22 protein-coding genes are annotated in these 22,492 nt (G+C 62.3%); 7 read left to right on the top strand and 15 right to left on the bottom strand.

Annotated elements, in window-relative coordinates; genetic code table 11:
* Nucleotides 1–77: 77 nt before the first annotated feature.
* From HX817_RS26335 to HX817_RS26310, 6 genes are all read right to left on the bottom strand, one after another.
* Nucleotides 78–1,196: a succinylglutamate desuccinylase/aspartoacylase family protein gene (locus HX817_RS26335; RefSeq protein WP_177041698.1), complete on the bottom strand. Its 1,119-nt coding sequence runs from the start codon at nucleotides 1,194–1,196 to the stop codon at nucleotides 78–80.
* A 207-nt stretch (nucleotides 1,197–1,403) separates the two neighbouring features.
* On the bottom strand, nucleotides 1,404–2,657 hold the full coding sequence (locus tag HX817_RS26330; protein WP_177019421.1) for an OprD family porin: 1,254 nt from the start codon (nucleotides 2,655–2,657) through the stop codon (nucleotides 1,404–1,406).
* 112 nt (nucleotides 2,658–2,769) lie between these two features.
* Nucleotides 2,770–4,413 carry an ABC transporter ATP-binding protein gene (locus HX817_RS26325; protein ID WP_177041696.1) on the bottom strand — a complete coding sequence of 548 codons (1,644 nt, stop codon included), beginning with the start codon at nucleotides 4,411–4,413 and terminating at the stop codon, nucleotides 2,770–2,772.
* Nucleotides 4,410–5,288, bottom strand: a complete 879-nt coding sequence (locus HX817_RS26320; protein ID WP_168197512.1) for an ABC transporter permease — start codon at nucleotides 5,286–5,288, stop codon at nucleotides 4,410–4,412. Before HX817_RS26320 ends, HX817_RS26325 begins: the two co-directional genes overlap by 4 nt.
* A complete protein-coding gene (locus tag HX817_RS26315) occupies nucleotides 5,285–6,226 on the bottom strand; it encodes an ABC transporter permease (RefSeq protein ID WP_003208135.1) in 942 nt (313 codons plus the stop codon). The genes HX817_RS26320 and HX817_RS26315 overlap by 4 nt, the downstream gene beginning before the upstream one ends.
* 2 nt (nucleotides 6,227–6,228) lie before the next feature.
* Nucleotides 6,229–7,788, bottom strand: a complete 1,560-nt coding sequence (locus HX817_RS26310) for an ABC transporter substrate-binding protein (RefSeq protein ID WP_177041694.1) — start codon at nucleotides 7,786–7,788, stop codon at nucleotides 6,229–6,231.
* 389 nt (nucleotides 7,789–8,177) lie between these two features.
* On the opposite strand from HX817_RS26310, the gene HX817_RS26305 reads away from it, so the two are divergent.
* Both HX817_RS26305 and HX817_RS26300 read left to right on the top strand, forming a co-directional pair.
* Entirely contained in the window at nucleotides 8,178–9,092 is a 915-nt protein-coding gene (locus tag HX817_RS26305) for a LysR substrate-binding domain-containing protein (RefSeq protein WP_003208132.1), read from the top strand.
* A gap of 25 nt (nucleotides 9,093–9,117) precedes the next feature.
* The gene (locus HX817_RS26300; protein ID WP_177041692.1) at nucleotides 9,118–10,548 is read left to right on the top strand and encodes a serine hydrolase; all 1,431 of its coding nucleotides are present in this window, start codon (nucleotides 9,118–9,120) and stop codon (nucleotides 10,546–10,548) included.
* Here HX817_RS26300 and nadE read toward each other — a convergent pair.
* The 3 genes from nadE to HX817_RS26285 are packed head-to-tail and all read right to left on the bottom strand — an operon-like array spanning nucleotide 10,528 to nucleotide 13,229.
* Nucleotides 10,528–11,343, bottom strand: coding sequence for an ammonia-dependent NAD(+) synthetase (gene nadE, locus HX817_RS26295; RefSeq protein ID WP_177041690.1), 816 nt, complete (start codon nucleotides 11,341–11,343; stop codon nucleotides 10,528–10,530). The genes HX817_RS26300 and nadE overlap by 21 nt on opposite strands.
* Before the next feature lies 1 nt (nucleotide 11,344).
* Nucleotides 11,345–12,571: a nicotinate phosphoribosyltransferase gene (pncB, locus tag HX817_RS26290; protein WP_003208126.1), complete on the bottom strand. Its 1,227-nt coding sequence runs from the start codon at nucleotides 12,569–12,571 to the stop codon at nucleotides 11,345–11,347.
* Nucleotides 12,572–12,581: 10 nt separating this feature from the next.
* Nucleotides 12,582–13,229, bottom strand: a complete 648-nt coding sequence (locus tag HX817_RS26285; protein ID WP_177041680.1) for a nicotinamidase — start codon at nucleotides 13,227–13,229, stop codon at nucleotides 12,582–12,584.
* A 147-nt stretch (nucleotides 13,230–13,376) separates the two neighbouring features.
* Between HX817_RS26285 and HX817_RS26280 the strand changes: the two genes are divergently transcribed.
* Complete coding sequence (locus HX817_RS26280) at nucleotides 13,377–14,084, top strand: NUDIX hydrolase (protein ID WP_008437074.1); 708 nt, start codon at nucleotides 13,377–13,379, stop codon at nucleotides 14,082–14,084.
* 163 nt (nucleotides 14,085–14,247) lie between these two features.
* Here HX817_RS26280 and HX817_RS26275 read toward each other — a convergent pair whose 3' ends face one another.
* Nucleotides 14,248–15,021, bottom strand: coding sequence for an L-iditol 2-dehydrogenase (locus HX817_RS26275; RefSeq protein WP_177041678.1), 774 nt, complete (start codon nucleotides 15,019–15,021; stop codon nucleotides 14,248–14,250).
* A 22-nt stretch (nucleotides 15,022–15,043) separates the two neighbouring features.
* Nucleotides 15,044–16,354 carry a sugar ABC transporter substrate-binding protein gene (locus tag HX817_RS26270; RefSeq protein ID WP_177041676.1) on the bottom strand — a complete coding sequence of 437 codons (1,311 nt, stop codon included), beginning with the start codon at nucleotides 16,352–16,354 and terminating at the stop codon, nucleotides 15,044–15,046.
* A gap of 214 nt (nucleotides 16,355–16,568) precedes the next feature.
* Here HX817_RS26270 and HX817_RS26265 point away from each other — a divergent pair, with 214 nt between their 5' ends.
* From HX817_RS26265 to HX817_RS26255, 3 genes are all read left to right on the top strand, one after another.
* Nucleotides 16,569–17,519: an AraC family transcriptional regulator gene (locus HX817_RS26265; protein WP_087694157.1), complete on the top strand. Its 951-nt coding sequence runs from the start codon at nucleotides 16,569–16,571 to the stop codon at nucleotides 17,517–17,519.
* A 155-nt stretch (nucleotides 17,520–17,674) separates the two neighbouring features.
* Nucleotides 17,675–18,631: a nucleoside-specific channel-forming protein Tsx gene (locus HX817_RS26260; RefSeq protein ID WP_032899590.1), complete on the top strand. Its 957-nt coding sequence runs from the start codon at nucleotides 17,675–17,677 to the stop codon at nucleotides 18,629–18,631.
* 20 nt (nucleotides 18,632–18,651) lie between these two features.
* On the top strand, nucleotides 18,652–19,689 hold the full coding sequence (locus HX817_RS26255; protein WP_177041674.1) for a purine nucleoside permease: 1,038 nt from the start codon (nucleotides 18,652–18,654) through the stop codon (nucleotides 19,687–19,689).
* 110 nt (nucleotides 19,690–19,799) lie between these two features.
* On the opposite strand, the gene HX817_RS26250 is transcribed toward HX817_RS26255, so the two are convergent.
* The 3 genes from HX817_RS26250 to HX817_RS26240 all read right to left on the bottom strand — a co-directional run bounded on the left by HX817_RS26250 (nucleotide 19,800) and on the right by HX817_RS26240 (nucleotide 21,815).
* Nucleotides 19,800–20,759, bottom strand: coding sequence for a zinc-binding alcohol dehydrogenase family protein (locus tag HX817_RS26250; protein WP_177022769.1), 960 nt, complete (start codon nucleotides 20,757–20,759; stop codon nucleotides 19,800–19,802).
* 28 nt (nucleotides 20,760–20,787) lie between these two features.
* The gene (locus tag HX817_RS26245; RefSeq protein ID WP_177008241.1) at nucleotides 20,788–20,961 is read right to left on the bottom strand and encodes a DUF1427 family protein; all 174 of its coding nucleotides are present in this window, start codon (nucleotides 20,959–20,961) and stop codon (nucleotides 20,788–20,790) included.
* 89 nt (nucleotides 20,962–21,050) lie between these two features.
* Complete coding sequence (locus tag HX817_RS26240; RefSeq protein ID WP_102369315.1) at nucleotides 21,051–21,815, bottom strand: helix-turn-helix domain-containing protein; 765 nt, start codon at nucleotides 21,813–21,815, stop codon at nucleotides 21,051–21,053.
* Nucleotides 21,816–21,931: 116 nt separating this feature from the next.
* Here HX817_RS26240 and HX817_RS26235 point away from each other — a divergent pair, with 116 nt between their 5' ends.
* Nucleotides 21,932–22,174, top strand: a complete 243-nt coding sequence (locus HX817_RS26235) for a DUF6555 family protein (protein ID WP_017479865.1) — start codon at nucleotides 21,932–21,934, stop codon at nucleotides 22,172–22,174.
* Nucleotides 22,175–22,288: 114 nt separating this feature from the next.
* On the opposite strand, the gene HX817_RS26230 is transcribed toward HX817_RS26235, so the two are convergent.
* Nucleotides 22,289–22,459 (bottom strand): metallothionein, encoded by a 171-nt coding sequence (locus tag HX817_RS26230; protein ID WP_043224890.1) that lies wholly within the window; start codon nucleotides 22,457–22,459, stop codon nucleotides 22,289–22,291.
* Nucleotides 22,460–22,492: the final 33 nt, after the last annotated feature.

Raw genomic sequence — 22,492 nt, 5'->3', positions numbered from 1 at the left:
CCGGAGATGTTGGCTGACCCTCCGCATTCGCGAGCAAGCCCGCTCCCACATTTTGACCGTATTCCATAGCTGGCAAATCAGGCGCTGAGTAGCTTGCCGCTGCGAATCGGCGTGGCACCGGACACCCGGCCCAGCGGATCCCCCGGCTTCACAAAGCGCACGTCACGGCGCATGTACAACACGCCGGTGTTGTGGCTGCAAACCGTGGTGGCCTGCCCACTGTGGGGATCAACGATATCGAACAACGCCTGCCCGGCCTCGATGCGACTGCCCACCGCCGCCCGGTGTACCAGCACCCCGGCGCATGGCGCATAAAACTGTTCGCTGCCGGCCAACGGCGTCGCCGGGTTGCGCAGGGCTGGCAATGGCCGTGGCGCGCCTTCAACCGCGCCCAGGTGGGTCAGGTAATCAATGATCGCCGTGGCGTCATGTTCTGCCAGTTCATAGGACACATCCCGCTGGCCACGATGCTCGACGGTCACCGCCACGCTGCTGTCCGGAATCGGAAACCGATCGCCAAACCGCTCACGCAGGTTGACCCACAGCAGGTACAGCGCCTCATCGAACGAGTTGGCCTGGGAATCGGTGGCCAGCAACGAGGCTTCAGAGCCGATGTAGCGCGCCAGCGGCTCCACGGTCGCCCACACTGCCTCGCCGGTGTACACATGCATCGCCGCTTCGCGGGAGCAGTGCAGGTCCAGCACGATGTCGGCATCGTGGGCCAGCAGCATCAGGGTGCGTTGCAGCGACTGGAATTCGTCCAGCGGCGCCGCGTCCAGCAGACATTCGCCCCAGGCCTGGCGGATCAGTTGGCGGTTGGCGTCGATGTCCTGGCCCAGCAGGTGCTCGATCTTGTCGGCGATTGCCTGGTACGGCACCGGAAAGCCCCGGTTGTAATTACGCCCGCTGCCCAGTTCGAAACGCCCGCTGGGCGCGCCCATGATGTATTGGCTCAGCCCGGTGGGGTTGGCCACGGCCACCAGCACGATTTGCGCATTCAGCCGGTTGGCATTTTCCAGTTCTACCAATTGCCGGCGCAGGTGCGCGGCCACCAGCAGCGCCGGAGTTTCGTCGGCATGCAGCGCCGCCTGGATATAGATTTTTCGACTTGCACCCATTGCACCGTAATGCTCACTGTCCACGTGCCTGTGGGTACCTGGTGTCGCTTGCAGCAAGGGGTGTGATTTAAGTTTCATAAACCGGAAATCTCGATATTCGAGTGATGAACGCTGAAGAAATATTAACGAGCCGGCGTGATCGTCTGTAAGGGCGGCCCACACTATCTTGATCTGGTAATCCGATCAGTGTGGGAGCTGGCTTGCCTGCGATGGCGGTGGGTCAGCCAGCCTATTCCGTGACTGACCCACCGCCATCGCGGGCAAGCCCGCTCCCACAGTGGGTGGTTACCAGAGCGCCAGGGTGTAACCCAGCATCACGCGGTTCTCGTTAACGTCGTTGAAGTAGTTGCCTTTGCTCAGCGCATTGCGCCAGCGCATCGACACGCCCTTGAAGGGCCCGTTCTGCACCACGTAGCCCAGGTCCAGGTCACGCTCCCACTCGCGGCCTTCGCGGTTGAAACCGAGCACTTCAGCCGAATCACCCTTGGCGTACTTGATCCCAAACAACAGGCCGGGCAAGCCGAGATCGGCGAAGTTGTAGTCGTAGCGGGCGTGCCAGGCTCGCTCCCTGGTTTGGGTGAAGTTGCTGAACTGGTACTCGGTGAACAGGTAGGTGATGGAGCCGTCCAGGTAGGTAAACGGCGTGGTGCCGTATTGCTGCTGGAAGCCGCCGCCGATGCTGTGGCCGCCGTACTGGTAGGTCAGGCGGCTGCTCAAGGCGCTGTTGTCGACCTTGCCCGCCAGGCCCGCGCCGTCCTTGTCCGACTTGAAGTAGCGCACGTCGGTTTTCAGCGTGCCCGGCCCCAGGCCGAAGTTGTTCTTGAAGCCCACGTATTGCTGCTGGTAGATGCTGTCCAGCGCCGCGAAGTGGTAGCTGAGCAAGGTGTTTGGGGTCAGCGAGTAGTCGCCACCGGCAAAGCGAAACTGGTCGCTCAGGGCGGTGCTCTTGTAGACCTTGCTCACCGTGGTCAGCTTCATGTCTTCGTAGTTGGTGGAGTCACGGTCCTTGGCCTGGTCGATCTGCCCGAGGGTGATTTTCAGGTTGCTGATATCGTTGGACACCAGCTGGGTGCCGCTGAAGGACTGCGGAAACAGACGGCTGGTGTTGGGTTGCAGGATCGGAAGGTCCGGCACCAGGTAGCCCACACGCAGCTCGCTTTTGGCGAAGCGGGCCTTGGCGGTCACCCCAAGCTTGGAGTACTCGTCGGAGACATTCTTGTCGCTGTCACGCTGCAGCAAACCGGTGCCGGACAGCCCCGGGCTGGAGTCGAGTTTCACCCCCAGCATGCCGGTCAGGTCCAGGCCGAAGCCCACGGTGCCTTCGGTGAAACCGGACTTGATACCGAGGATAAAACCTTGGGCCCACTCGGCGCGCATCGACTGGGAAGCGGCCTCGCGGTAGTCACGGTTGAAGTAGTAGTTCTTCAAGTCCAGCGTACCGCTGCTGTCCTTGATGAAGTCTGCATGGGCCAGTGACGGGACCAGCCCGCTGCTGACAACGCCGACGCTGGTGATGAGTTGAGTCAGGGATTTTTTCATTTTTTTAGCTCCTGGCAGTGGGGTGGGGGTTGGTGTTTTTATTGTTCTTCGGGCATGGCTTCGCCGTTCGCGCAAATCGGCGATTTGCGCGGCGGGTGACGTCAGTCCTGGGTTACAGCGCTAGCGGTACGGGGCCCTGGCGGATGCGGTAGCCACCGTTTTCAAGTTTCTCCAAGGGGCTGGCGGCGGCCAGCAGCTTGCGGGTATAGGGGTGCTGCGGGCGGTCGAAGATCTCGTCGCGGGCACCCATTTCCACCACCCTGCCCTCGCTCATCACCGCCACCCGGTGGGCGATGCGTTCCACCGCCGCCAGGTCGTGGGAGATGAACAGGCAGGCAAAGCCGTACTGCGCCTGCAGGCGTTCGAACAGCTCGAGGATCTGCTTCTGGATGGTCATGTCCAACGCCGAGATCGGCTCATCGGCAATCACCAGTCGCGGGTGCCGCACCAGCGCCCGGCCAATGGCCACGCGTTGACGCTGGCCACCGGACAACTGGTGCGGGAAGCGGTCGACAAACTGTTCCGCCAGGCCGATGTCCACCAGGGTTTTCGCCACCCGCTCACGACGCTGCGCGGGCGTCATGCCGGGCACATGGCGCAGGGGTTCGGCGAGGATGTCGCCAATCTTCATGCGCGGGTCGAGGGACGAATACGGGTCCTGGAAAATCATCTGGCATTGCAGGCGATGGTCACGGTTGCCAGCCTTGAGAATGTCCACGCCCTCAAACTCGATGGCACCGGAACACGGGCTGTTCAGGCCGACAATCGCCCGGCCGAGGGTGGTCTTGCCCGAGCCGCTGCCGCCCACCAGCGCCAGGGTTTCCCCCGGGGCGATGGACAGGTTGGCCGAATGCACCACCCGCTTGAACTGGCTGCGGCCCCACAGGCTGCGCGGCCCCGGGTGCTCGATGCACACGTCCTTGACCGTCAGCAACGGCCGGTCCGCCTTGGGCAAGGCTGCCAGGGTGCCGCGCCGCGGCAGGGCCTCGAGCAGTTGCCGGGTGTACTCGGCCTTGGGCGCCAGCAGGATCTGCTCGATGGTGCCCTGCTCCACCGCGCGGCCTTCGCGCATCACCACCACTTTGTCGGCGTAGCGCGCCACCAGCGACAGGTCGTGGCTGATAAACAGGATCGCCGTGCCCTGCTCGCGGGTAAGGTCGAGCATCAGTTTCAACACGTCCAGTTGCGCCAGGCAATCCAGGGCCGTGGTGGGCTCGTCGGCAATCAGCAAGGCCGGGCGCAGCAGCATCACCGAGGCGAGCATGATGCGCTGGCGCATGCCGCCGGAGAACTCGTGGGGAAACGCCGCCAGGCAACGCTCGGCGTCCTTGATGCCGATATGCCCGAGCATCTCCAGGCTGCGCTCGCGGATCTGCGCATCGCTCAGCCTGGTGTGCAGGCGCAGGCCCTCGGCCATTTGCTCGCCGATGCTCATGGACGGGTTGAGGGACACCATGGGTTCCTGGAACACCATGCCGATCTTCGCCCCGCGCAACTGGCGCAATTGCTCCGGCGCAAGGCTGCCCAGGTCATGGCCCTGGAAACGCACCTGGCCGCTGCATTGTGCAAGCGGCGGTGGCAACAGGCCGATGGCGGCGCGGGCGGCCATGGTCTTGCCGCTGCCGGACTCGCCCACCAGCGCCACGATTTCGCCGGGGGCGATGGTGAAGCTCAGGTCGTTGACCGCCAGCGGGCCGTTGGCCCCCACGCGGATTTTCAGCTGGTCGACTGCCAGAAGGATGTCAGTCATGGTCATTTACTCATCCGCGGGTCGAGACGATCGCGCAAGGCATCGCCGCACAGGTTGAACGCCAGCAACGCCATGGCGATGCAGACACCGGGAAACAGCCCCAGCCAGCTGGCCGTGGCGATATACGGCCGGCTGGCGGCGAGCATGTTGCCCCAGGTGGCGGCCGGCGGCGGGACGCCCAGGCCGAGGAAACTCAGGGAGCTTTCCGCCAGAATCGCCCAGCCGAACATACTGGTGGCCAGCACGCACACCGGCGCCACGCAGTTCGGCGCGATGTGCCGCAGCATGGTGTACAGCTCGGAGTTACCGATAACCCGCGAGGCTTCGACAAACTCTTTCTCGCGCAACGACAACACCGTGCCGCGCACCACCCGCACCACCGACGGTGTGTAGGCCAGGCTCAAGGCAAACACGATGCCGTACAGGCTCGGGCCGATGATCGCCATCAAGCCCAGGGCCAGCAGGATCCCGGGAAACGCCAGCAACGCATCGTTGACCATCATCAAGCCCCGGTCGACCCAGCCCCGCAGGAACCCGGCCAGCAGGCCCAGTACCGTGCCGGCGGTGATCGCCAGCGTCACCGTCAACACACTCACCCACAGGCTGGTGTGCGCGCCGATCATCAGGCGGCTCAGCACGTCGCGACCGTACTCGTCAGTGCCCAGCCAGTGCGCGGCGGTGGGCGCCTGCAAGCGCGCCAGCAGGTTCAAGGCCAACGGGTCATGGGGCGTCCAGACCAGGCCCAGCAAGGCCATGATCAACAACAAGGCCAGCAGCAGCGCACCGATCAGCGCGTTCAGCGGCGGCACACGCCAGGCCCTGGGGGCACGCGCCGGTGCCGGCAACAGCACCTCGGGTGCGACAGGTAGAGGCTTATTCATAACTTAACCCTGGGGTCGAAGAGCGGGTACAGCAGGTCCACCAACAGGTTGACCAGCACATAAACAAAGGTCACCAGCAGCAGGCAGCCTTGCAGCACGGGGTAGTCCCGGGCGTAGATGGCGTCGACCATCAGCCGGCCGATACCTGGCAGGGTGAACACGGTTTCGAGCACCGCGATGCCGCTGAGCAGGTTGCCGAGGATCAGGCCGATCAGGGTCAGGGTCGGTGCAAACGAGTTGCGCAGCGCATGGCGCCACAACACCGCCCGCTCCGACAAACCCTTGGCGCGGGCATGGGTGATGTATTCCAGGCGCAGCACTTCAATTGCACTGGCCCGGGCCATGCGGGTGATCGCGCCGAGTTCCACCAACGTCAGCGTGACAATCGGCAGCACGATAAAACTCAAGGCCTGCCACGGCGATTGGCCGAATGACACGTAACCCACCACCGGCAGCCAGCCGAGCTTGATGCCGAACGCGTAGAGCAACAGCAGGCCCAGCCAGAAACTCGGGATCGACAGCAACAGGGTCGCGGTGGAGACCACGCCAAAGTCCAGGGAACTGTTCTGTTTCCACGCCGAGAGCAAGCCCGCCGGTACCGCAATCAACGCCGCGAGCAACACCGAGACCAGCACGATCCCGGCACTCACCTGGAAGCGGTCAAGGATCAGCGGCAACACCGCTTCATTGGTGGTGATGGAATGCCCGAGGTCGCCGCTGAGCACCGCCTTGAGCCAGATCACAAACTGCAGCGGCAGCGGCTGGTCCAGGCCCAGGGACGCACGGGCGACCTCCAGGCTGTGGGCATCGGCCATGTCGCCGAGCATCAGCAGCGCCGGATCACCGGGCACCAGGCGGATGATCGCGAACACCATCAGCGAGATCAGCAGCAAGGTCGGGATCGACATCGCCAGCCGTTGAAAGATGAAACGCAACATCCTCAGTTACTCCCGGTCGCAGGGACGCTGACGGTCCACAGGCGCGGCTTGGACACCGGCCAGGTGCGCAGGCCTTTGACGTAATCACGGCTGGCGGCGATGGCATTGCCGTTGTACATCGGGATCATCGGCACGTCCTTGAGCATCTGCTGATGCAGTTGGTCGAACAGCGCCTGGCGCTTGCTGATATCGCCTTCGCGCTGGGCTTCACGCAGCCATTCCTGGGCCTGGGGGTTGTCCCAGACCTTGCGCGCTTCCTTGTCCTTGTCGCCGGTCATCGAGTCGAAACTCAGGGCCGGGTCAAGGCGTTCGGAATACGGGAACGCCATCATCTGGTAGTTGCCGGTCTGGTAGCGCTCCAGCTGGGTGCCCCACTCCAGGGTTTCCAGTTCCAGGTTGATGCCGCTGGCCTTGGCCATGGCTTGCACGAACACGCCCATGTCGAAGATCGCGGCGTAGCGCTTGTTGACGATCAGTTTGATTGGCTGGCCTTTATAGCCAGCTTCCCGCAGCAGTTGGGCGGTCTTGGCCGGGTCGAAATCGAAGCCCTGGTTCTCGATTGCCTGGTGGTAGTGGCTGCCACTGGCGACCATCGAATTGTTGGCCTGGGAACGGCTACCGGTCAGGGCGGCGACGATTTGGGCGGAGTCCAGCGAATGGGCGATGGCCTGGCGCAGGCGCACATCTTTGAGCAAGGGGTCGCGGGTCTGGAACAGCAACGCGTTGACTGACATGGTGCCGCTGGAGGTGACCTTGATGCCGGGGTTGGCAGCCAGTTCGGTGGCGTCCAGCGGCGTGACGTCAATCAGCAGGTCGACGTTCTTCGACAGCAAGGCCGCCTTGGCCGCCGCCGGGTCCGGGATCACCAGCAGGCGCACGCGGTCGAGGGTTGTGTTTTTATTGCCGGTGTAGCCATCCGGCTCTTTCTCGTCCCGCGGGGTGTAGTTGGCGTTGCGCAGCAGGTCGATGTATTGGCCGGGCTTCCACTCGCCCAGGCGGAACGGGCCGGTGCCGATGGGGGCTTTCCACTGGCCGTCGACCACCGAGTCGGGGTGCAGGATGCCGCTGCCACCGCATTCCGGCAGCGCGGTGCTGGTGAGGAACAGGCCGTTGGGCTTGTCCAGGGTAAACACCACGGTGAGTGGGTCCGGGGCGCTCATGTCGACGATTTTCGCGCCGCCATGGCCGTCGAATTCAGGGGCGCAGCGCCATTGGGTTTTCGGGTCGAGGTAGTGTTTCCAGGTCCACAGCACTTCGGCGGAGGTCAGTGGCGCACCGTTCTGGAACTTGACCCCGTTGCGCAGGTGGAAGGTGTAGCGCAGGCCGTCGTCGGACACCTGCACGTCTTTGGCCAGCAGCGGGCCGACGGTGGCATCTTCACGGAAGGCCACCAGTCCTTCGGTAATGTGCAAGATGACGGCGTCGGAATTGGTGTCACGGTTGACGCCTGGCTCGGTGCTGCGAATGTCGGCGTTCAACGCGACTTTCAATAGATTCTCGGCGTGGGCAGTGCCCACCAGCGCGGCGGACAAGGCGCCAGCCAGGAATAAAGTCTTGTTCATGATAAATGCACCTTGAATGATCCTTACGCTTGGGTTCGGACGCTGGCAGGACCCAAAAAGAGGCACGGCCGAACACCTGAATAGTTGTTGTTGTTTTAGTCGCTGATTACGGTTTGCGAATGTTCCTGGAACGATCTTATTCGCCACCCGATCAACTTGAGAAGAACGCTCCGAGTGATCGGGCTCGGTTTATCCGATCATCAACCGTCCGTGGGTTGCCCTGGCCTTACCGTACCGAGAAATCAGGGCCTTGAGCTGGAAAAGATGGGGTTTTCCTGATCAGAAATAATGATCGCGATCATCCAGACCGATCTGTGCTCACCTATAGTCATCAGATAAGCTGGCTGGCATTCAATGGTTTAAATGCAGCACTGAGCGAGCCCACCGTCATGACCCTCACCCATCTTCGCGCGTTCTGCTCCGTGGTTGAAAAAGGCAGCTTCCGCTCGGCCGCACGCCAGTTGGATGTGGCCCAAAGCACATTGACCCAGTCAATCCAGACCCTCGAAAAGGAACTCGGGGTGGTGCTGCTGCAACGCTCCAACCAAGGCATCAACCTGACCCCGGCCGGCGAGGTGTTCCTGGCCCGTGCCCGTTCCATCACTCTCGACTGCGAACGCGCCCTGCTCGACCTGCAACCCTGGAAAGGCGAGCCCGAAGGCCATATCGCCCTGGGCGTCACCTCCGAACCCTTGGCCGAATTGCTGCTGCCGGTACTGAGCAACTTCACCCAGCGCTTCCCGCGCATGCAGGTGCACGTGGCCAGCGGCACCACCAAGGGCCTGGTGGAAAAAGTCCGCGATGGCCGCCTGGATTTCGTCTTGTGCCCGCTGGCGCCCAACGTGGCCGATATCGACCTGGCCATCGACCGCCTCTACAGCTCAAACGCCGGCATCATTGCGCGCAAGGGCCACCCGCAGGCCCACGCAAAATCCGTGCAAGCCCTCACCGACTGCCAGTGGATCAGCGTACGCCCGGCCGGCGTAGTGGGCGGCGCGGAGAACCGCTTGATCGAGCTGTTCCGTACCCAGGGCCTGGCGCCGCCAAAGATTGCGATCACCACTGATTCGTTGCTGGAAACCCTGCACATCGTATCGGAAACCGATTACCTGACCATCGAACCGCGCATGCTGCCGGGGATGAAGCTGTTCTCCAGTGCCCTGACCACCATCGCCATCGAAGAACCGCTGGCGACCCGCGATGTATGCCTGATCAGCCGCCGTTCATCGCCGCTCACCAGCGTCAGCCAGGAACTGACCAGCATGCTGATTTCCTATTCGCGGCTGGTGCACCGCAGCCGTTGATTTCCCTCCCCCTACGAGCCTGTTTATGCCCATGTCCTACGATGGTTTGTCCCGCGCCAGCGCCAGCAGCGTCGGCGTTGATCCCGAGCACCTGATTGCCTTTCTCGATGAAGTGAAAGCGGCCGGCCTCGACCTGCAAGGCCTGATGCTGCACCGCCACGGCCACGTGGTCGCCGAAGGCTGGAGCTGGCCGGTGGACCCCAACGAGCCGCGGGTATTGCACTCGGTGGCCAAGAGCTTCACCGCCTGCGCCATTGGCCTGGCCGTGGATGAAGGCTTGCTGAACCTGGATGACCGGCTGGTGGCGTTCTTTCCGGAGTGTGTGCCGGTGGATGCCGACCCGGGCCTGGCGGACATGACCGTAGAACACCTGCTGACCATGCGCACCGGCCACGCCGCCAATACCTCGGGTTCAGTGTGGCGGGGTATCGAGACCAGCTGGATTGCCGAGTTCTTCAAGATTCCGCTGGCCTATGCACCGGGCACCACCTACGTCTATACGAGTGCGGCCAGCTACATGCTCTCGGCGCTGATCAACAAGGTCACCGGGCAAACCTTGCACGCGTACCTCAAGCCCCGGCTGTTTGTACCGCTGGAGATCCATAATGAAAGCTGGGACATCGGCCCCGATGGCGTGAATCCCGGCGGCAATGGCTTGAAAGCGCCGACCTCGGCCATGCTCAAGCTGGGTGTGCTGCATGCACAAGGCGGCGTGTGGCATGGCAAGCAGGTTCTACCGGCGGCCTGGGTTGCAGCGGCCACCCGGCCACAAGGCGGGCCGGACAGCCGCTACGGTTATCACTGGATGATGAAACCGGCACACGCCTTCAGCGCTGTCGGGGTGTTTGTGCAGATAGCGATGGTGTTCCGCGAGTACGGTGCAACGCTGGTGGTGATCGGCGGGATGAAGAATTCGGCGGAGCTGATTCCGTTTGTCGAGCGGCATTTTCCGGCGGCGTTTGGCGATGATTGCACGGTCAAAGCCGAAGCGGATGCACGGTTGCAGCAACGTCTGGCGAGCATGGCACAGCGGCCTGAGTTGCTTTCAGCGTGTGCAGGGCCGAGAGATTTCACGGGCGTGTATCAGGTAGAGCCCAACGGCCTGGATGTGCAGCAATTGGCGTTCGCCGTCGAAGGCAATGTACTGCGCTTCCAACTGACCGACAGCAAGGCGACTCATGCCCTAGAGGTGGGGATTGATCACTGGATCGCCGGCACCACCAACATGCCGGGCCGGGCGTTGCACCACGGTTATGAGTTCAAGGATGCGCAGATCGTTGCCGGCGCGCGCTGGCTGGATACCAGGACGCTGGAGATGACCTGGATCTACCCGCAAACCGCGTTTCGCGATCGGGTGGTGTGCGGGTTTGACGGTGACCGCGTGAGTGTGGCGCGTACGGTCAACGTCAACAGTGCCGGGAAGGAGCAGGAAACCCTAGTCGGGAACAGCCGGTAATGCTCGCTTGTGGGCGGTCTTGAGGTAGGCGCTCTCGACAATCGTCCTCACCCGCTCACTCACTGCCTCGCCCATCAGGTAGCGGTCGATCTCGTCATAGCTGCAGCCATACGCCAACTCATCCGGCTTGCCCGGTGCCAGTTCTTCCAGGTCGGCAGTCGGTGCCTTGGCCACCAACTGCCGTGGCCCGCCAAGGGCGCTGGCCAGCAGGCGCACCTGGGTCTTGGTCAGCCCTGAGAGCGGCGCCAGGTCGCAGGCGCCGTCACCGAACTTGGTGAAAAACCCCATCAGCGCCTCCGCGCCATGGTCGGTGCCCACCACCAGGCCGTTGTGCAGGTTCGCCACGGCGTACTGCGCCATCATCCGCGCCCGGGCCTTGACGTTGCCCTTGATAAAGTCGATGCGTTCAGCGCTGGCTTGCGCGGCAGACAGGCTGCCCATCAGCCCGTCGACGCAGGCGGCGATGTTCAGCGTCTCGATCCGGTCCGGTGCGATAAAGTCCAGGGAAGCCTGGGCGTCGCGCTCGTCCGCCTGGGTTTTATAGGGCAGGCGCATGGCAATAAACCGCGCCTCGTAGTCTTCGTTGCGCAGTTGTTCCACTGCCAGTTGGCACAGCCGCCCGGCGGTCAGTGAGTCGACACCGCCACTGATGCCCAGCACCAGCGCATGGAAGCCGGACTGGCGCAAGGTGCCCTTGATGAAGTCGATGCGCCGTTGCAGCTCAGCGCCCTCGCCTCCCTTGCCGAGCAGCCGGTTGATCTTCAGTTCTTGTGCGATACGTGCCTGAGTGTCCATGTCACACCCCCAGTTGCGGATTGACGTTGCCGACGTTGAACACCTGCGCCGCATACTGCAGGAACGAGGCGTCTTCGCAGACGTTCTTGATCGGGTCATCGGAGAATTTCACCACCGGCTCGCCGTGCACCCGCACCAGTTTCATCACGATGCTCAGCGGCTCCACTCCGTCGACATCACAGGCCAGGCTGGTGCCCATGCCAAAGCCGAACTTCGCCTTGCCCCGCACGTGCCGCAGGATCGGCAGGCATTTCTCGAAATTCAGGCCATCGGAGAACATCAGGTCCTTGGTCATCGGGTCGATGCCCAGCTCCTTGTAGCGGGCCAACACCTTGTCGGCCCAGACGATCGGGTCACCGGAGTCCTGGCGCAAACCGTCGTACAGCTTGGCAAAGTACAGGTCGAAATCCTTGAGGAAAAAGTCGGTGCTGATGCAGTCGGTCAGGGCGATACCCAAGCGCCCACGGTATTCGCGCACCCAGTTTTCCAGCGCCGCATTCTGGCTTTCCCGCAGCCGCCCCAGTTGCTGGTGCACCATCAGCCACTGGTGGGCCATGGTGCCGATCAGCGGCAGGTCGAATTCGTAGGCCAGGTGCGCATTGCTGGTGCCGATGAACTGGCCGGGAAAGTCGCGGCGCATGATGTCGACCACTTCACGCTGGGCCTTGAACGACAACCGCCGGCGGGTGGAGAAGTCCGAGACACGCAGGTCGGCCAGTTCGTCGCGGGTGAGGTTTTTCTCCAGCCAGTCGAATTTCTGGTAGAGCTTGCGGGTGACGTCTTCGAGGCTGACGTCGGGGTATTTGTCGCGGTTGCGCAGCTCGCTGACCAGGGCCAATACCGGCTGTTCGAACATGATGCAGTGCAGCATCGGGCCGACCACGCGGACGTTCAGTTGGCCGTCGATTTCACTGACGTGGATATAGCGCAGGTTGAAGCGGAACAGCCCCAGGAAGCGCTCGAAATCCGGGGTCAAGTACTCACGGCGCTGGTTGAACAGAAAGCGCAGCTCGCCTTCGCGCATGCTGAGGCCGGCGAGTTTTTCCAGCTCCACCCGCAGCTCGGGAATCAGGTGCCCCAGTTTCTCTCTGGAGCGGACGATGAACTGGTATTCCACATCGACATTCGGGTGCTGGTGCAACACGGCCTGCATCATGGTGAAGGTGTAGTAGTCGGTGTCCAGCAGGCCCTGGATCACAGCGTTTTCGTAGTCGTATGCACTTTCCATGAGGTACTCCTTAACGCGCGGCCATCGCGGCCAGTTCTTCCCGATTGCGGGTAATTACAACGCCTGCTTGTTGCAAATGGCTGACCGCCTGCACACCGCCCTCCTCGCTGATGCCACGGCATGCCGGCAGGTGCAGGATCACCTCGAAACCGGCCTTGAGCAGTTGCAAGGCGGTGGTCTTGACGCAGTAGTCCAGGGCCAGGCCGCCGACAATCACACGCTGGATGCCCTGGGCATTGAGGTATTCGATGACGCCGGTGGAGAGTTTGTCGTGGAGGTCGTGGTAGCAGGCGCCGTAGGGATGCAGGTCGGGTTCGACGCCCTTCCAGATGAAGTAGTCGTAGTCATAGGGCGTGGGCAATTCGTCCAACAGGGTGAAACCTTCGGTGCCGGGCACACAGTGGGCGACCCAGGTGACATCGGCATGTATCAGCCCGGTGGGTTGCAGCATCTCGCTGTGCTGTTGCACCACCCAGGGCGCGTGCGGGGTATGGGCGTCCTTGCTGCCGACACGGCGCGCGGCGAGGCTGGCCATGTAATTGAGCTCGGCGCCGATCTGGTCACCACCAGCGACCGGCAATTCGTTGGGGCACAGCGGTGTGAAGCTCTTCTGGGCGTCAACGTCGAATGAGGCGATAGCGTTCTTAGAGACGGTCATGGTCGTGTTCTCCTGTGGCCTGGATATAAAAGTACACGTCATGTACTTTCATGGCAAGAAACATTTTGTTATCTATCCTGGATCAAGTACACGACATACCCGTTTGATCCGTTAGACTGTGCCCCACCGCTGCCCACAGGACCCGACATGCCAGACCACGCCCCAACCCTTAGCGCCTACCTGCACACCGTGGACTTGTGCGTGCTGTTCTATTGCCGTGCATCCGGGGAACTGAAGATATTGCTCAACCAGCGCGACGCCGAGCCATTCGCCGGGCACTGGGCCTTGCCCGGTGTAGTGGTGAATGGCGGCGTGCAAGATCTGAGCCTGCAGGATGCCGTGGAGCGGTTGCGGGCCAGTGACAAGGTTGGGTTGCCGCTGGCCTGGTATGAGCAAGTGGGGACGGTGGGCGATGCGTTTCGCGATCCGCGCTGCTGGTCGTCGTCGACCTATTACCTGGCGATCGTGGCTGATGAGGTGGAGCTGGGGGGGCATCAAAAGTGGTGCTCTGTTGATGCCGTGGCGACTGGCGGGGTCAAGCTGCCCTTCGATCACAACGCGATTGTGGCAGCGGTACAGGAAAGGCTGTTTTCCAAGTCGCTGTACAGCAGCTTGCCATTGATGTTTTTGGGCAATGAGTTCAGTGCGCCGGAGGCGACTACGATCTTTTCGCTGGTATTGGCGCGGCCGGTGCTGAAGACCAGTATTCGCCAGCGGTTGCTGAAGTTGACCGAGGCCGGTTTTTTGCGGGAGACGGGCCGCAAGAAGCATGGCGAGGGCGGACGGCCGCAGGCGACAGTGGAGAATCTGAAGCCTGGGGCGGTGTACTTCTTTGATCGCAGCTTTGCCGAATAAGACCAAGCCCCCTTCCCAGAACAATGAAGATCAACTGTGGGAGCGGGCTTGCTCGCGAATGCGGAGTGTCAGTCGCCGGATAGATTGACTGATACACCGCTTTCGCGAGCAAGCCCGCTCCCACAGTTTTTGATCTGCGATGGTTCGAGGAGCTGCGTCCCGCTCAATTCATCCAGTTGCCGCCGTCGACGTTGTAGGTCTGGGCAACCACGTAGTCGGCTTCTTTGGACGCGAGGAAAACCGCCATTCCGGTCAAATCCTCGGCAGTCCCCATCCGCCCAAACGGTACTTCTGCTCCTACGCGCTTTTTCTTCTCGCCCAGCGGCAGCCCTTCGTGCTTGGCAAACATCGCGTCCACCCCGTCCCAATGCTCGCCGTCCACCACTCCCGGCGCGATGGCGTTCACGTTGATGCCCTGCTTGATCAGATTCAGCCCCGCCGATTGCGTGAGGCTGATCACCGCCGCCTTGGTCGCGCAGTACACCGCCACCAGAGGCTCACCCCGGCGCCCGGCCTGGCTGGCCATGTTGATGATCTTGCCGCCATGCCCCTGCTTGACCATCTGCCGGGCCGCCGCCTGCAAGGTGAACAACGTACCGGCGACGTTGATCGAGAACAGCCGGTCGAAGCTCTCGCGGGTGATGTCGGTGATGGGCGCCAGGTCGAACAAGGCGGCGTTGTTGATCAGGATGTCGAGCTTGCCGGCCTGCGCCACCACGGCGACAATCGCGGCATCGATGGACGCCTGGTCGGTGACATCCATCGCCACCGCGTAGGCTTTCGGGCCCAGCTCCGTGGCGGTGGCCCGCGCCCGCTCCAGGTTGATGTCGGCGATGGCGACGGTCGCGCCTTCGTTGATGTAGGCCTGTGCAAACGCCCGGCCAATGCCCCGCGCGCTGCCGGTGACCAGCGCACTTTTACCTTCCAGTCGTTTCATCAATGCAGTGTCCCTGAGGTGATTATTTCGGGTAGCCGGCGCGTTTCATTTCACGCTCGGTGGTGGACTGCGCCTCGGCCAGTGCCTTGTCGACCGTCATGCCGCCGGTGAGCGCTGCCGAAAACAGCTTGCCCACCGAGGTGCCGATGGCCTGGAACTCGGGGATCGTCACGTATTGGATGCCCACGTACGGCACGGGTTTGGCCGACGGGTGCGCGGGGTCGGCGTGTTGCATCATCTGCAAGGTCACCTTGGCGAACGGCGCCGCGGCCAGGTACGCCGCGTTGTAGGTGGACTGGCGCGTGCCCGGCGGTACGTTGGTGATGCCGTCCCTATCCGCTACCAGCTGGATGTATTCCTTGGAGGTGGCCCAGGTGATGAAGGCCTTGGCGGCGTCCTTGTGTTTGGAGGTGGCCGGGATCGCCAGGGACCAGGCGTACAGCCACGACGACCCCTTGTCGGTGACCTCGGTCGGTGCGGCGGCAAAACCCACGCTGTCGGCGACTTTGCTTTGGGTTTTGTCGGTGGTGAACGAGCCGGCAACGCTGGCGTCGACCCAGATCGCGCATTTGCCGCTGTTGAACAGCGCCAGGGTTTCGTTGAAACCGTTGCTGGATACGCCCGGCGGGCCATAGTTTTTCAGGGTGTTGACGTAGAAGTTCGCCGCCGCCGTCCACTCGGGACTGGTCAGCTCGGGTTTCCATTGCTCGTCGAACCAGCGTGCACCAAAGGCGTTGGCCATGGTGCTCAGCAACGCGATGTTTTCACCCCAGCCGGCCTTGCCCCGCAGGCACATGCCGTATTGGTCCTTGGCGGGCTGGTTGAGCTTGGCGGCGAACTCGCCCAGCTGGGTCCAGGTCGGATGCTCGGGCATCGCCAGGCCGGCCTGCTTGAACAGGTCGGTGCGGTAATAAGTGACGGTGCTTTCGCCATAGAACGGCAAGGCGTAGAGGGTGTCGTTCACCGACAGGCCCTGGCGCACGGCGGGGAAGATGTCTTCCAGGTCGTAATCGGCGGGAAGTGGCGTGATCGGCTCCAGCCAGTGTTTGGCACCCCACAGCGGGGTTTCATAGGTGCCGATGGTCAGTACGTCGAATTGGCCGCCCTGGGTCGCGATGTCGGTGGTGAGGCGTTGGCGCAGGACGTTTTCTTCGAGCACCACCCAATTGAGTTTCACCTCGGGGTGCTGCTCTTCGAACACCTTGGACAGGCGCTGCATGCGGATCATGTCGCTGTTGTTGACCGTGGCGATGGTCACGGTTTCGGCAGCATGTGCGGCCATCGCGAGCGTGAGGCCGGAGAGCAGGAACAGCGCTTTCGGAATCTTGAGCATGGCGGTTTCCACTTATTGTTTTTGTTGTTGACGGCCCGATTACAGCAGCTTGCCCAACGCCGGACAAACGACTGGCGGATGCCCGGCTGATACTTTTTTAACCGCATCGCCAAGATCAAAAAAGTATCAGTGGCGGGCAAAACCCGGGGTAGCGGCTACTTGAACAAAGGGCGTATTTTGGTGCCATTCCAAAAAGCCCAGAAGGGCCAAGCCCATGCCTGCAAGCCGATCCGCCCTTTTCGAGCAGCGCCCCGCCGAGCTGGAAGTGATTCTGGCCGAGCCCGAGCATGGCTTTCGCTGGTACGAACATGACTATCCGTTCGAGCTGGCCCGCTGGAACCATCACCCCGAATTTGAAATCCACCTGATCCGCCAGGGCAGCGGCAAGCTCGTGGCGGGCGACTATATCGGTGCGTTTGGCGCCGGCCATGTCGCACTGATCGGCCCCGACCTGCCCCACGACTGGATCGGCGACCTGGCCCCCGGCGAGTACCTGACGGGGCGCGATGTGGTGTTGCAGTTCGACGGCGCCGCATTGCTGGCCCTGCGCACCACGCTGCCTGAGCTGGGCGACCTGCAAGGCCTGTTTGACCGGGCCCGGCGCGGCCTGGAATTCACCGGTGAAACCGCCCTGAAGGCTGCGCACCTGCTGGAGTCCATCGGCCCCGCCGAGGGCCTGGCGCGCCTGATTCTGTTCATCCAGTTACTGCATACCTTGGGGCAGGCACCCTCCGGGGAAGCCCATTGCCTGGCCAGTGCCTGCTACACGCCAAGCCTGGATGCCCGCAGCTCGGAGCGTATCCACAAGGCCTTCGAATACCTGATGACGGAATTGACCGGCGACCTGCGGCTGTCGGTGATCGCCCAACGGCTGGACATGAGCGAACCGGGCTTCTCGCGGTTCTTCAAGCGCGTCACCGGCCACGGCTTTATCGACCTGATGCGCAAGTTCCGGGTGCAGCGCGCCTGCCGCCTGTTGCTGCAAAGCGAGATGTCAGTGGCCGATATCTGTTTTGAAGTGGGTTACGCCAACCTCTCCAACTTCAACCGGCACTTTCGCATCGAGATGAACCAGACGCCCAGCGAATATCGCCGGGAAACCGCGATGTACCTGTTTAACCGCAATGGTGATCAGGCGCTGCCGTTTACCAAGGCGCATTTCTGACCAAAAGGCCGACTATTTCCCACTTTTCTCAATTCCTTCATGCAATTGACACAAATTGGTACAACCTGTGCAAACGTTTGCGGAACGAACTTGGCAACCAGGTTCACCTCAACCCGAAGAATCGGGCCCCAACCGCGTACGAACAGGGATTTTCAATGCAACCCACTTCCAGACGATCCGCGTCGGCTACCCCTTTTGCTGTTTCCCTGCTACTGGCTGCCGTTACGGGAGTACTCAGCGGACCCATTTTGGCGCAGGAAAAACCCACCGATGACTCAGCACAGGGCGAAGCCCTGGCCCCGGAAGCCAGCCCGTCGAAAAAAGGCGTGTACCTGTCGGACTGGTTCAACCAGGACCTGACGGTGATCGGCAGCAAAGACATCAGCTTCGGCCCCAAACCCGCCGATGACGTGTACCTGGAGTACGAATACTTCGGCCGCAAGGGCCCGTTCGAACTGTATGGCTACGTCGACATCCCGAAGATCTTCGGGATCGGCAACAGCAACGACAAAGGCGCGTGGGACCACGGCTCGCCGGTGTTCATGGAGCACGAACCGCGCATCTCCATCGACTACCTGGCCGGTCGCAGCCTGGCCATCGGCCCGTTCAAGGAATGGTATGTAGCGTTTGACTGGATCTACGACCACGGCAGCAACAAGGACAACCGTGCCAACACCTTGTACAGCGGCCTGGGCACCGACATCGAGACCCACTCGCGGGTCAACCTGTCGGCCAACTTCTATGGCCGTTACCAGTGGGAAAACTACGGCGCCAGCAACGAATACTCATGGGACGGCTACCGTGCGCAGATGAAATACATCGTGCCCATCGGCAGCTTCGACAATGGTGCGTCGCTGACCTATATCGGCTTCACCAACTACGATTTCGGCTCGGATCTGCACAAAGACAACCCCGCGCGCACTGCCAACTCCCTGGTTGCAACAAACGTGCTGTTGTATTCGTTCACTCACCTGCGTTTCACCCTGGTAGGCCGTTACTTCCACAACGGCGGCAACTGGGAAGACGGCAGCGAGCTGAACTTTGGCGACGGCAATTTCCGCGCTCGCTCCAACGGCTGGGGTTACTACGCCGGTGTGGGCTATCAATTCTGAGTGTGAACAAGGAGCAGTAGATGAAGACCTTTACCCGCCTTTCAATCGCCATCGGCCTGGCCGCCGGGGCGCTGTTGCCGCATGTCGTGCTGGCTGATGCCCCGGCCCCGATCAAGCCCAAGGTGATGCTGATCACCATGTTCGCCCCCGAAGCGCAGAACTGGATCGACCGCCTGGAACTCAAGCAGGAAGTTCGCGTGCCAGGCTTGTCGGCCGAGTATCCAGTGATCCGCTGCAACACCCAGGACGTGTGCCTGCTGGTGACCGGCATGGGCCAGACCAACGCTGCCGCCTCGACCCTGGCGCTGGCGTTGTCGCCCAAGTTCGATCTGCGCCAGAGCTACTTCCTGATCGCCGGGATCGCCGGGATCAACCCGCACCGTGGCACCATCGGCACCGCCGCGTGGGCCCATTACCTGGTGGAATTCGGAACCCAATGGGAACTGGATTCACGGGACGCGCCGAAGGACTGGCCGACCGGCTATATCGGCATCAATACCAAGGGGCCGAACGAGAAGCCGCCGCTGGACTACAAGACCGAAGTGTTCGAGCTCAATCCCAAGCTGCAAGCCAAGGCGTTTGCGCTGTCGCAAAAAGTCGAGCTCAGTGAAAGCAAGGAGTCCACGGCCTGGCGCAAACACTATCCGTACGCGCCGGCCAATCAGCCGCCGCAGGTCACCCAGTGCGACACCCTGGCGGGCAATACCTGGTTCTCCGGGACGCGCCTGAGTGAGCGCGCCGAGGTCTGGACCAAATTGCTGACGGACAATAAAGGCGTGTACTGCACCACCCAGCAGGAAGACAACTCCACCTATGAAGCGTTGCTGCGGGCCAGCCGTGAAGGGTTGGTGGATATCAATCGCCTGGCGGTGGTGCGGGCCGGTTCCGACTTTGATCGGCCGTACCCGGGCTACAGCGAAGTGGACAACCTGCTGAAGTATGCGGACCAGGGCGGATTTGTGCCGGCGCTGGAGAACCTGTATCGCACCGGTAATCCGCTGGTGCAGGCAATTCTGAAGAACTGGTCGGCGTGGGAAAAAGGCGTTCCCGAAGCCTGAACAAAGATCGAATGTGGGAGCGGGCTTGCTCGCGAAAGCGCTGGATCAGTGCCGAATGTATTGGCTGACACACCGTATTCGCGAGCAAGCCCGCTCCCACAATAAGCGGGTCAGGGCAGGAAGATAATCTTGTCGGCACTGCCCTGGTTCACTTGCTCAAAGCACTTCACACCGTCGGCCAGCGACACTTCCCGCAAACCGGTCGGCAGCGGCAACAAGTCCTCATCGAAGAACCGCCCGAACTGCTCCAGCATCACGGCGCATTGCTCGCAGTTGTAGAGCAGCGAATTGATCCCCACCACCGAACCACCCTTGCGATACAACGCCAGGGCCGGCAGTTGCACGTGCCCGTCCACCGGCGCGGCGATGATCGCGATACGGCCAAAAGGCGCCAGCGCCGCCACCGCTGCCGGCAACCAGAAGCCGGTGGTGTCAAAGATCACATCGGCGCCCGTACCGAACAGCGCATTGACCTGCCCTCCCAGCGCTTCCGGCTGGCCCAGTAACAGCCCCTCGAAACCCTGCTCGCGCAAGGCCTCGACCTGTTCCGGGCGACGCACGGCCCCGAGCACCTGGGCCCCACGAATCTTCGCCAGGGCCAAAGCCGCGCTGCCTACAGCCCCATTGGCACCAATCACCAGCAAGCGCGTGCCTTTGGTTACACCGCTGCGCTCAAGCGCATCCCACGCCGTGGTGTACGGCACGCCGAGACTGGCGGCCTGGGCAAAGCTCAGGTGGCTGGGCTTGTGCGCCACGCCCTTGGCCGACACGGTGAGGTACTGGGCGTGGGAACCGTCGGCGAAAAAACCCAGGTCGCGACCCGTGCCCCAGACCTCCTGGCCGACCAGTTCCTGCGGACCTTCCACCACCACCCCGGCAAAGTCCCGCCCGGGAATGCGTGGCAAGGTGGTGTAGGGGAAACGCCCGAGCACGTTCTTCACGTCGCTGGGGTTCAGCCCGGCAGCCTTGATCTGCACCAGGACTTCACCGGCCGCCGGCACCGGCGTGGCGACATCAACGTAAGCAAGGGCAGCGAGATCGCCGGTGGCGGAAAATTGCAGTGCTTTCATGGCCAATATCCATCGAAGTTCAAAGGGTTCAGGACAACCAGGTGCTGACCAACTGCCGGCCCATGGGCCAGAGTTTCTCGCCCATCAACATGCCCATCAGCCCCACCAGGGCGATGGCAGGAGGCGCAGGCGAGCGAAAGTCCAGGGCACCGTAAATCACGCCGACCAACAGGCCGATGGCCAAGGAAATCAGGTAATTCATGGAACACTCCGCAGCAAGGGTTGATGCGGTCAGTGTAGGGGGCCTGAAACCGAAGCATCGGCCAAGTGCTTCAGGATTTCGGCCAAGCCTCAGACGGGATACTGCGACGGCGCCATCCCCAGTTCACGGCGAAACATGTCGCTGAAACTGCTCGGCGAATAACCCAGGGAACGGGCGATCGCGCTGACCGACTGGCCCTGGATCAACTCGGCCACGGCGGTGGCCAACTGCACCTGGCGGCGCCACTCGGCAAAGCCCATGCCCAGGCTGTTCTGGAACAGCCGCGCCAGGGTGCGTACGCTGGCGCCGGCGGCTTCGGCGTGCTGTTCAAAGGGAATGTCCAGGGACGGTGACGCCATCACCGCCTGGCAGGCGCTGGTCAGGCGTCGGTCGGCGCCCACGGGCAAGGCGATACGGATCGGCGAGCGCCGGGCCCGTTGCAGTTCCAGCAGGGCCAGGCCGACCACGGCTTCGTAATAGGCCTGGTCCCCCTTGTCGCCCTGCTCCACCAGCGCCACGATCAGTTCGCGCAGCAGCCCGCCGACCTCGATCACTTGCACCTGGCTGTCCAGGGTCGCTGCCAGCGCCGGGCGCAGGTAAATGTTGCGCATCTGCAAGTCCGACACCACGCGAATCCCATGCTCGACACCCGGCGGCAGCCACACCGCGCGCTGGGGCGGCACTACCAGCGCTTCCCGGGGTGTCTCGACCCACATCACGCCGCTCATGGCATACAGCAACTGGCCCCAATCGTGTTGATGGGGCTCGACATACAATCCGCGCGGATAGGTGCGCGCCAAGGGTTGCACGGGGACGGCGTGATCACTGAGGTCGGGAGGCGCGGCAAGGGCCATGGAAGACACATCGTTCAAGTATGGAGCGCCATGATAAGACGTGAACCGGATGATCCGAGTGAATTTTTACCACCTGCGCAGGGTCACTTAAAGACACAAGGAGGGTTTACGGATCCATGACTAACGCAAAACTTTTCGTGATCGACTACACGCTGCATGGCCAGCCCAAGTCATTCATCATCCGCCTGGAAAAACTCGACAACGCCGAAGCCTGGCATTGGGCGAGCTGCGACGCCGGCGTAGGCCGCATCGGGCGGTTTGCCCGTGAGCAGGTGAAGAAGACGAGCCAGCCCCAGGCCGAGAAATTCGGCATCGAAAACGTGCAATGGCGCCGCTCGGATGCGCGCCCCACTGCCTGAAACCTGCAGGAGCGAGCTTGCTCGCGAAGGTCGTTAACGATGACACGGGGCACCTGGTGCCCCGCGTCGCTCTCGGGTGTTTCGCGAGCAAGCTCGCTCCTACAGGTCGCCGCGTTAGCCGTGGGCGGACTTGGTGCATTCGCACCCGGTCGCCGAAGCACAAGGCTCGCCATGGGCATGATGCTCGGCGCAGCCTTGGCAGCAATAGCCCTTGCCATCCTTCATCACCGCAGTTTCCCCCAACTGGCAGTTGCAGTCCTGGCAGGCGCATTTTTTTTCTTGCATGTCTTGCATGGTCAGACTCCTTTTTCGTGGTCG

This window comes from Pseudomonas sp. C6002 (assembly GCF_013385805.1).
Taxonomy (GTDB): domain Bacteria; phylum Pseudomonadota; class Gammaproteobacteria; order Pseudomonadales; family Pseudomonadaceae; genus Aquipseudomonas.
This window is presented reverse-complemented; position numbering and strand designations above follow the sequence as displayed.

Bases quoted from the DNA above. Each gene is read 5' to 3' on its own strand.
- HX817_RS26265 (WP_087694157.1), top strand. From the start codon at position 16,569: ATGCCTGCAAGCCGATCCGCCCTTTTCGAGCAGCGCCCCGCCGAGCTG.
- HX817_RS26300 (WP_177041692.1), top strand. From the start codon at position 9,118: ATGCCCATGTCCTACGATGGTTTGTCCCGCGCCAGCGCCAGCAGCGTC.
- HX817_RS26330 (WP_177019421.1), bottom strand. From the start codon at position 2,657: ATGAAAAAATCCCTGACTCAACTCATCACCAGCGTCGGCGTTGTCAGC.
- HX817_RS26320 (WP_168197512.1), bottom strand. From the start codon at position 5,288: ATGAATAAGCCTCTACCTGTCGCACCCGAGGTGCTGTTGCCGGCACCG.
- HX817_RS26305 (WP_003208132.1), top strand. From the start codon at position 8,178: ATGACCCTCACCCATCTTCGCGCGTTCTGCTCCGTGGTTGAAAAAGGC.
- HX817_RS26250 (WP_177022769.1), bottom strand. From the start codon at position 20,759: ATGAAAGCACTGCAATTTTCCGCCACCGGCGATCTCGCTGCCCTTGCT.
- HX817_RS26240 (WP_102369315.1), bottom strand. From the start codon at position 21,815: ATGGCCCTTGCCGCGCCTCCCGACCTCAGTGATCACGCCGTCCCCGTG.
- HX817_RS26310 (WP_177041694.1), bottom strand. From the start codon at position 7,788: ATGAACAAGACTTTATTCCTGGCTGGCGCCTTGTCCGCCGCGCTGGTG.
- HX817_RS26280 (WP_008437074.1), top strand. From the start codon at position 13,377: ATGCCAGACCACGCCCCAACCCTTAGCGCCTACCTGCACACCGTGGAC.
- HX817_RS26285 (WP_177041680.1), bottom strand. From the start codon at position 13,229: ATGACCGTCTCTAAGAACGCTATCGCCTCATTCGACGTTGACGCCCAG.
- nadE (WP_177041690.1), bottom strand. From the start codon at position 11,343: ATGGACACTCAGGCACGTATCGCACAAGAACTGAAGATCAACCGGCTG.
- HX817_RS26255 (WP_177041674.1), top strand. From the start codon at position 18,652: ATGAAGACCTTTACCCGCCTTTCAATCGCCATCGGCCTGGCCGCCGGG.
- HX817_RS26325 (WP_177041696.1), bottom strand. From the start codon at position 4,413: ATGACCATGACTGACATCCTTCTGGCAGTCGACCAGCTGAAAATCCGC.
- HX817_RS26335 (WP_177041698.1), bottom strand. From the start codon at position 1,196: ATGAAACTTAAATCACACCCCTTGCTGCAAGCGACACCAGGTACCCAC.
- HX817_RS26245 (WP_177008241.1), bottom strand. From the start codon at position 20,961: ATGAATTACCTGATTTCCTTGGCCATCGGCCTGTTGGTCGGCGTGATT.
- HX817_RS26275 (WP_177041678.1), bottom strand. From the start codon at position 15,021: ATGAAACGACTGGAAGGTAAAAGTGCGCTGGTCACCGGCAGCGCGCGG.
- pncB (WP_003208126.1), bottom strand. From the start codon at position 12,571: ATGGAAAGTGCATACGACTACGAAAACGCTGTGATCCAGGGCCTGCTG.
- HX817_RS26260 (WP_032899590.1), top strand. From the start codon at position 17,675: ATGCAACCCACTTCCAGACGATCCGCGTCGGCTACCCCTTTTGCTGTT.
- HX817_RS26315 (WP_003208135.1), bottom strand. From the start codon at position 6,226: ATGTTGCGTTTCATCTTTCAACGGCTGGCGATGTCGATCCCGACCTTG.
- HX817_RS26235 (WP_017479865.1), top strand. From the start codon at position 21,932: ATGACTAACGCAAAACTTTTCGTGATCGACTACACGCTGCATGGCCAG.
- HX817_RS26230 (WP_043224890.1), bottom strand. From the start codon at position 22,459: ATGCAAGAAAAAAAATGCGCCTGCCAGGACTGCAACTGCCAGTTGGGG.
- HX817_RS26270 (WP_177041676.1), bottom strand. From the start codon at position 16,354: ATGCTCAAGATTCCGAAAGCGCTGTTCCTGCTCTCCGGCCTCACGCTC.